Here is a 12,346-nt window from a genome sequence, read left to right as displayed (position 1 = left end):
GAATACCCGATCTCCAGCGCTCCCCTGACCCAGCGGCATGCGCTGCATTGGCAGTCAAGAACGCGCTGGGGCGCAGGCGCAAGCCGAGGGGTCGCTACGACGCCGGGTATTGGAACGATGCGGCGGGCACTATGCCCGCAATCCTTGCGGGACGTAGGCTGCATTGGCCGCCCTGATCAGGGCGATGCCACATCCTTCTTGTCTTCCACGGTCACACACAGACCGGCGGCAGCCGCAGCACTGGCCCACCAGGTTCCCGGCGTGAAGCAGGGTGAATTGTGCGGTACCACGTAGCGGTCTTCGCGCTCGTCACGGTCATCGCGATCGCCGCCGACCTGAATTTCCTTGGTACAGCCGTCGTCAAAACGGATCACCGCCTTGGACAATTCCTTGACCACCACCTGCTGGTCGGCGCGCAAGCGCGTACCCGGGCGAATGACCTCAAGCTCGCCGGCCTGATTGGTGGCGTAAACCTCACCCTCGGCCGATTCCAACGCTGCAGCGTATTCCCGGTAGTCCGTCTCCCGACCCTGGGCAACACCGAGCAAGCCGCCACCCGCCGCCAGTCCGACCGCCGCCAGAGCCCGTGAGTTGTTGGACTTGTTCGCATGTGCCGCACCGCAAGCCACACCCGCAGCGGCAGGACCCGCCCACCACAGCGTGGCGCAGGGAGAACGACGCGGAATCTCGTAGAGCTCCTCGTCTTCCAGGTCCATGTCACAACCGTCGTTGAACACCAGCAGGGCACGCGCACCGTCGGTGACCAGGACTTCTTCGGTGTAGCGAACTTGCTGCCCCTCCACCGCGGGCACCGATTCATCGCCAACCTTGATCAGGACAGTTCCGACCACATTCTGCAGGGTGCCGACGATCTCGTCTTCTCGCTCCGAGGGCTCATTGGTCTGGGCAAACGCCGACGTCGCCACAATGGCCAACATCGCGGAGCACAGTCCTCGGGCAATGATTTTCATGCGTGAGCACTCCGCTCGCTTCAGAAAGTCTGACGGACATAGGTTATCTCGATCCGGTGACAGTCTCAAGCTTGGGATGAGCCGCGTCAGCTGATGAACGGGGTGCGAGGGCCGCGATCTGGAGATCGTCGAACCAAGCCTCTCCGACAATCTGCTGCTCCGCAGCAATTCGAGCCTCTACTGCCAGCACCAGTGACTGCCCGCCGCAATTGTCCTCAGGCACCTGAAACTGAATATCAAAGGCCCGCCAGTCACTGCTGCCTGAAAGCAATTCGCTCTTGCCGATCACTGCTTGCCCCGGGGTGCAGGTCAGTGTCCATGCCAGGCCCCGCGGCGTCTGCAGATCGACCAGACGCACCCGACCCGTCAAGCGGTAAGGGCCTGGCTGCAGAAGCAGCAGTTGCGAGACATGGCGAAAGGGCACGCGGCGATCGTGGAATTGCAATCGCAATGCACGATTCCCGGCTGCCGAGGGGTCTTCTGAAATCATGGCGTCGGCACCTGGAACCCGACCGATATTCCAGCCCAACACGGGCCCGTGTCCGTCCCCATCAAAGGCGCCATCGTGCACGAGCGTGTTCGCACTCCCCAGCTCCGGATGGGCGGACAGCAAACGGCGCAGCCTGATCCAGTCGTTGGCGGCGATCAGCCTTGCGATAAGCGCGTCCCATTCGCCGGGGTGCACCTTGCCCTGCTCGGCCGAGATGGCGCGGAACAGTCGCAGTACATCCGTGGCGGCAGGCGCCTGGTAGATCAACTGCTGCATGAATCCGCCACGCCAAGGAGGATCCTGTGCCAGGGTACCGGCGATCGCACCGACGCCGGCCGGGCTGACGGCAATGGTGGCAAGAATGGGAAAGGCATCCGGCTCAACCTGGGGCTCGAATCGCAACAGGCGATCGAGTCGTCGCAGGCAATCGCCAAGATCCCGAGCGACCAGCGCATTGATCGCCAACCAGAATTGTCCGGCTGTGTCCCTGGGAGTCACGGCAACGGCGAGTTCAATCAGTTGCCGAGCTCTGGCCTGATCTCCTCGCGCCTCGGCCACGGCACCAAGCACTCGCAAGGCCGGACCACTCATGGGCGCAATTCGCAGTGCTTCGCGCGCCAAGTTTTCCGCTTCGCCGAGCCGATGTGTCAGCAAGGCCGATTCAGCCGCTCGCAGCAGCGCCTCGGGCTGGGATGGATTGAGCGCAAGCGCACGCTCGGGAAGCACCCGCGCCAGGTAATCCGAATAGCCTCTGACGCCGACCAGCCAGAGCAGCACGAGCAGAAGGCCGAACAGGCCTAGCTGTCTCCTTGCGACCCGCCTCACGAGCTAGAGGTCCACATCGCGTACATGGATACTGATCCGGGCGCTGCAAATCTCGAGCATCTTGGCTACCCGCTCCGCGCCAGGCCAGAAATACGAGCCGCGCCGTCTTCCAGATGAATGATCCACTCGATGGTTCCGGTCTCGGTTACCGCACGCCGCTCACCGCGCGGTACGTAGGTATCGCGAAACCGGGCTCTTGCGCGGGTGGCACCTGATTCTGGCGTCAACCGCACTTGCTCGAATTCCAGGAATCGCATTTCCGTATTGCCGAATCGGCCACGCATGCGCTCGTGATCCAGGGCCTGCGGGCGCCCCTGACTGAACAGGCGGTCAAAGCGACCCAGGTCACCCGCTGCATAAGCAGACGCAAATTCGCGGATCAGGGCTCGCGCATCGGCGTCAGCCGGCGCCAAAAGCGCGCTTGCAGGTGTTGCCGGCGCAATCGGGGCTGCATCTGACACAGCCTTGGGAACTGCATGAGCAGCGGCATCGACCTTCGCCTGAGCTTCGGCTTTCGCCAACGCATCCGCCTTGGCCTGAGCTTCGGCTTTCGCCAACGCATCGGCCTTGGCCTGGGCCTCGGCTTTCGCCAACGCATCGGCCTTGGCCTGGGCCTCGGCTTTGGCCAGCGCATCGGCCTTGGCCTGGGCCTCGGCTTTCGCCAACGCATCGGCCTTGGCCTGAGCTTCGGCTTTCGCCAACGCATCGGCCTTGGCCTGGGCCTCGGCTTTCGCCAACGCATCGGCCTTGGCCTGGGCCTCGGCTTTGGCCAGCGCATCGGCCTTGGCCTGGGCCTCGGCTTTCGCCAACGCATCGGCCTTGGCCTGAGCTTCGGCTTTCGCCAACGCATCGGCCTTGGCCTGGGCCTCGGCTTTCGCCAACGCATCGGCCTTGGCCTGGGCCTCGGCTTTCGCCAGCGCATCGGCCTTGGCCTGAGCTTCGGCTTTCGCCAACGCATCGGCCTTGGCCTGGGCCTCGGCTTTGGCCAGCGCATCGGCCTTGGCCTGGGCCTCGGCTTTGGCCAGCGCATCGGCCTTGGCCTGGGCCTCGGCTTTCGCCAGCGCATCCGCCTTGGCCTGAGCTTCGGCTTTCGCCAGCGCATCGGCCTGGGCCTGGGCCTGGGCCTGGGCCTGGGCCTGGGCTTTGGCGAAGGCGTCGGCCTCGGCCTGGGCTTTTTCCTGTGCTCGCGCCAAGGCATCTGCCTGGGCTTGAGCCTGCGCCTGCGCACGCGCCAGGGCATCGGCCTTAGTCTGGGATTCCGCCTGCGCTTCAGCCCAGGTAGCCGAATCGGAGTCGGCGGGCACCCATCCATCACCGTCGGTCCGGGTTTCGTCAGGTGCTGCCGGGTCCGGACTGACCTCGTCCTCCCCAGCTGCAGCCAGCATCTCTCCGTCGATCAATTCCTGCTCGTCGGCAACCTCTTGATCGCCCGGACCGGCATCCACGGCAAGCGAGACGACAGCTGTTGGCGCCAGACCTGCGTCGGCGACAATCGGTGAGGGTGGCGCTGTCAAATCAGAATCGGCAGTTGCATACGCAGTGGTAGCCGGATCTTCCGGGAGTCCGGCCGCCGTGCTCTCATCCACCTTGCGCTCAACAAGAGCCTGGGTTCGAGAGGCTGCGAGCTGCTTCTGGGTTTGTATCTGCGACCAGTACATCAGACTGATCACCGCCACCGCGCCCAATCCCAGCCCTCCGAGAATGAACGCAGGCAGAAGACGAACCGTTGAGCCGGACAGGATCGGTGCGCTCGGCGCCGCCTGCGTCTGGCGAGTCCTCAATACCAACTCAGTCGACACGCCAACGGTGGGGATCACCGCCGATTTCTCGTCGTAATCCGCCCTGCGGCTGGGCGTCTTGAGGTCTTGCCAGGCGATATTCACGCGATCGGCATAGACCGCTTCCCAACCATCCTGATTGCGATCGGGGTGCAGCCATTTCATCAGCCAGCGATAGTTTTCACGCAGGCGATCTTGCTGGCTGTTCGATGCGGCGCCAAGGACTCGATAGGAATCCGCGCCCGGGGCAAACAAGATCTGCTGGAGAAAGAAAACCGAGGCCTCGACGAGCTTTTCTTCGTTCTCTCCCGTCGACCTGACCGCGTCTTCCAGTGCCGATGCCTCGCCGGCAGCCAGACGAATGACCCTGGCCACATCTTCGGGCAGTGGCCGCTCGCGTATCTCGGCGATACGCGCCGGCTCGCGAAATACCGCCAGCACCAGATCGAAGCTGTCACTGCCCATGCTCGATCAATCCTTAGTCAGCGCTGGCTTCACCTCGCCGCCACCGTAGGAATAGTAATGGTAGCCACCATAGTCGCCACCATAGCCGGAACCGTAACCCGCGACGCGCGCGTCAAACTTGGTGATCAGCGCACCCACGACGTGGGCACGCGCGCCGAACAAGCGCTTGAGCGCAGCCTTTGCCGTCGCGATGCGGGTGGTCCCGGCCTCGATGACCAGCAAGGTGCCTGACGACAGGTTCGACAAGATCGGCGAATCGGCAAGGCCCATGATGGGCGGGCCATCAATGATGACCTGATCGAATTTCTCGCTGGCCAGACTCAGCAAGGACACCATTTTCGGGCCAGCCAGCAGCTCTGCCGGATTAGGCGGCAGCGGACCCGACGGGATATAGGTCAGGCGCAGGGTCTTGGTCGGCTTGATGGCTGCCGCCGGGCGAATGCTCCCGGCCAGGTAGTTGCTCAATCCATCCGAGTTGTCACTGCCAAGAATACGATGCAAGGACGGATTGCGCAGATCGCCGTCGATCAACAGCACTCGCCGTCCCAGCTGGGCGAAGTTTCGCGCCAAGGTCAAGGCCGTGGTGGACTTGCCCTCGGAGGCCGAAGGGCTTGTCACCAGCAGGACTTTGGGCACGCCAGCCTCGGTGGAGAACTGCAACGAGGTGCGCACCGACCGATAGGCCTCCGAGAATGCGGATCTGGCGTCCATGGATGCCTCCTCCGGCGTCAGTCCCTGAATCTTGGGAATGACTCCCAAGACACCGATGCCTAGGTGCTTTTCGATTTCGTCCGGTCGCCGCAGCGTGTCATCAAGGAATTCGAACAGGAAGGCCAGCAATACACCGAGTACCAGACCGACGAAGGCCGAAAGAATGAAGTTGCCCATGAAGTCAGGCTTGAAGGGCGCTCCAGGATTCAGCGCGATATCGACCATGCTGACGTTATTGGAATCGACATTCGAGGTGATACCGATTTCCTTGTAACGCTGCAGCAGCGCGTCGTACAGCTGCTTGTTCGTTTCCACTTCGCGCTCAAGCAGGGTGAAATTGGTGCTGCGCCCCTGCAAAGCCAGCACGTCATTGGCCAGCGCATCCACCTGCTGCTGCAACATTTCCTGCTTGTCCTTGGCAGCTTCATAGGTGGCAGCCAAGCCCTGCTTGATGATCTTGACCTCTTCCGCCAGCTGCTTGTCGATCTGCTCGATCTGGTTCTTGATCTGCAGCATCTGCGGGTAGGCCGGCTTGAAGGTCAGCAATTTTTCCTGGTATTCCGCCTCGAGCTTGCCGCGGGCCGAGCGCAAGGCCTGTACACCCTCGTTCTGCAGCATCAACGGATGCGAGAACACGCTGGCGCCCTGGGACTGGCGCAAGCGCGCCTCGGCATCGATGCGTTCCTGCTTGGCGGCCGTCAGCGCCGCGTTCAAGGCCGTCAGGTCGCCCGACAGCAATGATTGCCGATCGCCGATATTGACGATCTGTTCCTGCTGGGCGAAATCGGCCAGCGCCTTTTCCGAATCCTGCAGCTTGAGCTTGACCTGCTCCAGCCGATCTTCCAGGAACTCCTTGGCGTAGGAGCTGTTGTCGATGCGCCGCTCCATGTTCGACTCGATGAAACCCTCGGCCACGGCATTCGCGATCTTGGCCGACAGTGGGCCGTCGGGGCTGTCAAAATTGATCCGCACCAGCCTGGAGCCTTTGACCGGCTCTACCGACAAACCGCTCTGAACCAGACTCACGAGCTGTCGGCGCCGCGTTTCCAGACCCACGGCATCGACGTCTGGCTGGCTCACGCCCAGCACGGCATAGAGCAGCTTGCCCAGCGGCGATGGCGCGCTCATCACCGCAAAGACCGGTTCGTTCGGGTCCAGGTCAGCGGCAACCTTTTCCGCCATCGAGCGACTGCGCAACAGCTGGAACTGGGTCTCGTAGAACTCGGGGTCGTAAATGACGTCGCCCGAGTCGATGCCTGGCACTCGGACCACGCCATTGGCCTGACGTTCGATCTGCAAGGTCGCGGTAGCCCTGAAAATCGGCGTGGTAAGCATGGTCACCATGATGCCGGTCAGCAGGACAATGGCGAAAACCGCCAATACCGTCCATTTGCGCTTGGCGATGACACGCCAATATTCGAGCAGATCGACGTCTTTCTCGCCAAACTCGTCCTCACCGCCGCGCGCCAACGTGGACAACGCCTGCATGCGCGGGTCCAATGCAGCGATTTGCTGGTTGCGCTGGGGCATGGGACTCGGCAGTTTGTCGCCGCCAAGGGGGCCGTTTTCCGCCGGCTCCTGCATATGTAGCTCCTGGGTAAGCGCCCGAACTGGGGCGGCTTGGCTAGAGGATTCGGAACAAACCGAGTACTGGCATGGTCTGCAGCAGCGAACGCCAGGCCGACCTGGGCCCGGACTCGTCGATCACGATCAGATCATCGCCGTAAACCTGAGGATCCTCGGCATTGCCGCCGCGTATTTCCCGCAAATCGAATACGGCGGCCATGCGCTCGCCGTCAATGACCCGAAACACGATGATGCCACGCGGATTGGCCAATTCGGTCACGCCACCAGCAATCACGATGGCCTGCAACAGGCTGGTGCGGCCGCTCAGGGGATAGATGCCCGGTGACTTCACCGCACCCTCCACCGTGATTCGCTGGCTGGTGTATTCCCGCACGAAAACCGTCACCTGAGGATTCTGCAGGAAATCCTCCGCCAGAAGCTGGGTAATCTCGGCTTCCAGCTCCGGCACGGTCTTGCCGGCAGCCTCGATGGGGCCGAGCAAGGGCAGCGAAATCATGCCCTTGGAGTTCACCCGGACGGAGCGCGTCAGATCCGGCAGTTGATACACCGAGATATCGATGACGTCCTGAGCGCCAATGCGGTACTCGGAGCGGCCTTCGTAGGCGCCGCTGGCCGTGGTTGTATCCGGTGGCTGCAGCTTGTCGGTGGTGGTCACCATCCGCGCACGACCCTCGCGGACGTCGCGGGTTCCGTCGCTGGCACAGGCCGTCAACAGCATCAGCGCAACTGCAAGCAGAACTTTGTATGGCAAACGCATTATTGACCTCTCCATCCGCATTAGCGCCGCATTATCGACGCGATAGCCATCGCCGCACAAAGTTGACGGCACTAGGCTTTGCCGCGGGGGTATCCAATGCTGGCGCGAGACGTTCCGGCCGCCAGTTCTTGAGTACGCCCGCCGGCCGGTCCCGGACCAAGGCCCAGGCTTCCGTCTCACCGACCTGCCTGGCCGCTGCCACCCGGGCTTCGGCCATCAACGGCGGCCGCCGATTGGGGCTGTGTGCATCGCTGGCAATGATGTGCACGGGGCCCTCATCGAGCAAACGCTGCGACCAGTAGCGGGGGCGCTTGCCAAATCGCCCGACCAGGGCCCCGGCGGTAATCTGCAGCCAGGCACCGGCCCTGGCCAGGCGCAGGAACATCGGATAGTGATCCTCGATCCAGGTCAGCCGCTCAGGATGGGTAATCACCGGTACATAACCATTCGCCAGCAGACCAAAGACATTCTCTTCGAACCGCGGCGGAGCGACGTGATGCGGCGGTTCCAGCAGGAAATAGCGGGTGCCGTTGAGGCTGGGGATACGGTCGGCACGCAAGCCCGCCAACAGATCCGGCGTCAGGTGCACATCGGCGCCCTGTACCAGACGCAGCGGGATACCGGCCTCATCCAGCGCCTGCTGCAGGACAACGATGGCATGGCGGATACCGGCAGCCGTGTTCTCATACAAACCGGGGTAGATGTGGGGTGTGCACGCAGTGACGGTAATGCCATCGCCACAGGCGATCCTGGCCATGGCCAAGGCCGTGTCCAGATCTGGCGCACCGTCATCGATGCCCGGCAGGATATGACAGTGCAGATCAATCATGAGCTTTGGTCAAGACCAACGATGGTGACAGCAGGTAGCGTGCCAGTGTGACAGCAATTGCAGACTAACCCACAAGTTCATGCATGGTCACCCGGCCTCGTCGGCCGCTTCTTCCCGCCGACGCCGCGGGGGCGCGTCCGGGCGCACCGGAGTCAGACGCGCGACGACTGGCTTTTCCCAGGAACCGGCGACGCTGTAATGCACGCGTGAGGCCTTCTCGATGTCCCCATCCTGCTGCACCATGCCCTGGGCCAGAAAGCCCGCAGCGGCACCGACGGGACCCGCAGCAAGCCCACCGATCACCGGTAGCACGCCCGACATTCTCGGTGCGACCATGACCTGCTGATCGTAGTCACGGGAGGCCAACCCGGTGCGGCCGATGATGAGAATATCGGCCGCCGGTCCACGCACCGTCAGATTCTCGGTCCAGGCATTGCCATCGGCGAGCTGAAACCGGCCTTCGATCCGATCAAAGCTCATGCCGCTTTGGAACAGATCCCGGAAATCCAGGGTCAGGCGACGGGGAAGTTCGCGCAGGCTGAGCAATCCGAAGATGCGCCCGGCGCCAGGATCGACGTCCAGGAACCGCCCCTGGCCGACGGAGATGTCGATGGTTCCGGTCAGGCGCTCCAAGGCAAACGCAAAGGGCGCGCCGCGCCAGCGGGCATCGATCTGCGCCAGCGTCTGTCCACCGGCAATGACACCGGCAAATCCCAGGCCGGTCATCATCCCGCCAAGGTCTTCGGAGAGCATGCGAATCTTGAAGCGCGACTCGGCACCGCTGGTGGTTGCACGCCAATCGCCACTGGCGTGGATCTCCATGACCGGCGACCTTGCTTCCAGCAGATCGACTCGCAAGCCATCGGCACTGGCAAAGGCCTCCAGCCTGGCCTCACCCAGACGGGCATCGCCGACCCGCAGATCGCGCACCCGGAAGTGCAGCGTTGGCACCATCGCCGGAGTCAGGGCCAGGCTGGCAGCGCCATCATCCGGCTCCGGCACGTACAGATGATCGAATTCGGCAACGACGGCCGCCGATCTGCCTTCGCCGCCCTCGAATCGCACCGTTCCTTCGGCCATGGGCCCCTGAACCTTCAGCAACCAGGGGCCCTCGCTGCGATCCAGCTGCAGCCGGTCTCCCCGACTTCCAATGCGCAAGTCCAGATCGCTGAGTATCGAGTCAACCGGAGCCCCAGAGGGTCCACCGAAGATCCAGCTCGTCCAGCCGAGCAGGTCGACCTCTGGCGTTGCGCCCGTGACCCGCAGTCCACGCGAGGGCAGGTCCTTGGCTGTTTGGCTGCCGAGCTGCAACTGGCCGTGGAAGTCGCTGTCACGAGTGCCCAGAGCTGCGTACAGACGCGCTTGACTGCCGATGTCCATGCGCAAGTCCGGAGCCACGCCTTCAGCCGCCGGTAGCTCGATCTCCAGTGCCAGCGGCAGCACGGCGTCGGCGGCCTTGCCTAGCGGCTCAGGCAGGGCGATGGCGATACCGGCCAGATCGGTCTGGTAGCGCAGCATGCTGCGGGCTCCGGCGCTCTGAGCGGCCGCACGCGGCACATTGAGTGCCGCCTGCCAGTCGGCGCTGCCGCTGATCTGATTGAGCAAGGATGTGAGCTGCTCCTGATGACCAAACAGCGCCTGCGCCGAGAGCCTCCCGATCATGCTGGCCTCCAGTTGCTGTTCTGGGTCGGCGCAGAAGCTGCCGACCGCCAGTGACAGCCTGGCCGGCTCGCCCGCCAGATTCAGGCCCAAGTTCTCTGCCTTGAAACCGCTAGCACTGTAGTCGGCGTGACCCTGTACATCGGCGTAATCCAGATCCCACTTGGTATCCAGAAACTGCACGCCGTGGAGTTCTACCTGACCGGTCAGGCTGCCCGGCTCCAGATCCTTGCGCAGGGGAATGCTGAACTGCGCCGCCACCTTGGCTGGCCCGGACATGCTCATGCCGAACAACACCTTGTCGTAACTGCGCTGCAGCGGCGTGGACTTGAGAAAGCGCAGCCAGTTGCCAGCATCGCCCTCGCCAACAAGACTGAGTTGCAGCACTGGATTCTTGAGACTGGCGATGCCGCCGCTGCCGGAGACCACGCGATTTCCGAGCAATTCGCCGGTGGCGCTGTAGACCTCCAGACTGTTGTTGATGAAAGCGGCCTCGGCATTGACGCCTTTGGCTTCGGGCCAGTCGGCGTGGTAATTCAAATCGGCCCCGGCAACCTCGAAACGCGCTTCAAATCGCCCCTCGTTGCCGGCAAAGGGCCAGCGCTTGACCGGCCCCCGGAAGACGACGTCACCGCGGGTGACCCTGCCGACACCCAGTGCCCGGTCGAGCCAGGCCACCGTCTTGGGCGGCATCTTGTTGATCGTCCAGAATGCCTTGGCTGCCTCGATCTCTGCACCCGGCACATGGGCTTGGACCTGAAGCAGCGGGCCTGCCTCCGGATCGAGATCCACCCTGAGCGCCAGGTCGGCACTGAATCCCTGGCCTTGAACGTGTGCCGCCGGCACTTCGAATACCCAGTTTCCATCGCGCTTCGCAGCGCCCAGCAGCAGTTCGAGCTCCTGGAACTCGATGGCTTCACGGAATACCCCGGGCATCGAATACCTGACCGGTACACGGTCTATCTCCAGGACCAGGCCTTGGCCGTCGGCATGGACAGTGCCATCGACGCCGTCCAGTCGCAGCGATCGTGCCATGCCGGAACGAGTGCGCAGTTGCTTGAGATCCGCATGCAGCTGCCAGCCATCCGGACTCCACTCGGCACTCAGGTCAGATAACTCACCATCGGGCTGCGAGGCATAGACCGCTGAGCGCAACCCCTCCGGCGTCGCCCGGGTCAATTGGACCAGCGCGCTGACGAGGGCTACCGGCAGTCGGCTGGCACGCGCCTGCACCCGCCCGGAGGTATCCAGTCGGGCGCTGATCTCCGCCTGCAGGTCCTCAGCCTCAAGCCCATCGCCAAAGCGCAGATCCAGCGCCATGCCCCCGGATCCGCGCTGACCCTGCAGCACCAGCCTGCCCTCCGGCAAGTGCAGATTGGGGGCCACATGGCCGGTCTTGGGCAAATCCATGGCCGGCGCGGTCAGCACCAGGCCAGCGCTGCGCCAGTCGCCTTGAGTGTTTTGCAACTGCGAATCGCGCCAGCTGCTCCATTGCTGACCATCGAGCTGCCCGTTCTCGAGCGAGATCCCGAGCACGATGCCGAGCCCGGCCAGATCAGACACCGGAAACTGCTCGGCCTCCAGATAAAGTTCGGCGTTGTTGGGCGGCCACTGCAATGCCCCCTGATTGTCCAGCACCAGGCGCAACTGCCCGCCGCCATCACGGCTGCGGCGCAGGAGCCCCAGACTCAGCCCGCTGCCGGACTGGCGCAATCGCAGCTCGACCTGATCGAGCTCGAACTCGGCGCCGCTGGCGCGGTCGACAAAACCCACCTGGCCGCCAGTCAGCCCGACATGCCCGACCTTTGCCAACCAGTCACCGATGCCACCTGCTTGCGCAGCCGAGCCCCCGAAGCCGCCCACGGATATGAGCCCGGTGGTTTCGCGGATCAGCTCGATGCGTGCATCGACCAGCAGAAAGTCGCGAATGAGGTGTCGGCCAGGCCACAACCAGGCGTAGACATCGACCTGCACCCGGGCGCGCCCCAGGCTGATGGCGGTTTCCCCACCTGATTTGTCGAAGATCCGCAGCCCGCCCAATTCCAGTACCGGCCCTGGACCATCCCAGTGGGCCGATACCGAGTTGAGCTGCACCTCTCGCCCGATTCGATCGCTGAGCCATGCCGCCACGACATCAGGTGAACTGACGATCCAAGGCACCAACAATCGGCTGAGGGCCAGCAGCCCGGCGGCACCGATCAGAACCGCGGCAATCGTCAACAGCGTCCAGCGCCGCAAGCGACGCCAAAGGCGTTGTGCTGGCTTCACTCCTGC

The 12,346-nt window shown here is 63.5% G+C and carries 7 protein-coding genes; all 7 read right to left on the bottom strand.

What is annotated here, in order from left to right; all coding sequences use genetic code 11:
• Nucleotides 1-176: 176 nt before the first annotated feature.
• Complete coding sequence (locus H7A19_03115; GenBank protein MCP5473811.1) at nt 177-971, bottom strand: hypothetical protein; 795 nt, start codon at nt 969-971, stop codon at nt 177-179.
• 43 nt (nt 972-1,014) lie between these two features.
• Nucleotides 1,015-2,238 (bottom strand): hypothetical protein, encoded by a 1,224-nt coding sequence (locus H7A19_03110; GenBank protein MCP5473810.1) that lies wholly within the window; start codon nt 2,236-2,238, stop codon nt 1,015-1,017.
• 113 nt (nt 2,239-2,351) lie between these two features.
• Nucleotides 2,352-4,529, bottom strand: coding sequence for a DnaJ domain-containing protein (locus H7A19_03105; GenBank protein ID MCP5473809.1), 2,178 nt, complete (start codon nt 4,527-4,529; stop codon nt 2,352-2,354).
• Nucleotides 4,530-4,535: 6 nt separating this feature from the next.
• Nucleotides 4,536-6,770: a polysaccharide biosynthesis tyrosine autokinase gene (locus H7A19_03100; GenBank protein MCP5473808.1), complete on the bottom strand. Its 2,235-nt coding sequence runs from the start codon at nt 6,768-6,770 to the stop codon at nt 4,536-4,538.
• A 94-nt stretch (nt 6,771-6,864) separates the two neighbouring features.
• Nucleotides 6,865-7,584, bottom strand: a complete 720-nt coding sequence (locus tag H7A19_03095; protein ID MCP5473807.1) for a polysaccharide export protein — start codon at nt 7,582-7,584, stop codon at nt 6,865-6,867.
• A 31-nt stretch (nt 7,585-7,615) separates the two neighbouring features.
• Nucleotides 7,616-8,413 carry a capsular biosynthesis protein gene (locus tag H7A19_03090; GenBank protein MCP5473806.1) on the bottom strand — a complete coding sequence of 266 codons (798 nt, stop codon included), beginning with the start codon at nt 8,411-8,413 and terminating at the stop codon, nt 7,616-7,618.
• 87 nt (nt 8,414-8,500) lie between these two features.
• Nucleotides 8,501-12,340 (bottom strand): TIGR02099 family protein, encoded by a 3,840-nt coding sequence (locus H7A19_03085; GenBank protein MCP5473805.1) that lies wholly within the window; start codon nt 12,338-12,340, stop codon nt 8,501-8,503.
• Between the last annotated feature and the right edge of the window lie 6 nt (nt 12,341-12,346).

The organism is Rhodanobacteraceae bacterium (genome assembly GCA_024234055.1).
Lineage (GTDB): Bacteria > Pseudomonadota > Gammaproteobacteria > Xanthomonadales > SZUA-5 > JADKFD01.
Note: the sequence above shows the minus strand (reverse complement) of the source record. Positions and strands in the feature narration are given on the sequence as shown.

Coding starts and splice junctions, on each gene's coding strand:
- H7A19_03115 (MCP5473811.1), bottom strand. CDS start 971: ATGAAAATCATTGCCCGAGGACTGTGCTCCGCGATGTTGGCCATTGTG.
- H7A19_03105 (MCP5473809.1), bottom strand. CDS start 4,529: ATGGGCAGTGACAGCTTCGATCTGGTGCTGGCGGTATTTCGCGAGCCG.
- H7A19_03100 (MCP5473808.1), bottom strand. CDS start 6,770: ATGCCCCAGCGCAACCAGCAAATCGCTGCATTGGACCCGCGCATGCAG.
- H7A19_03095 (MCP5473807.1), bottom strand. CDS start 7,584: ATGCGTTTGCCATACAAAGTTCTGCTTGCAGTTGCGCTGATGCTGTTG.
- H7A19_03090 (MCP5473806.1), bottom strand. CDS start 8,413: ATGATTGATCTGCACTGTCATATCCTGCCGGGCATCGATGACGGTGCG.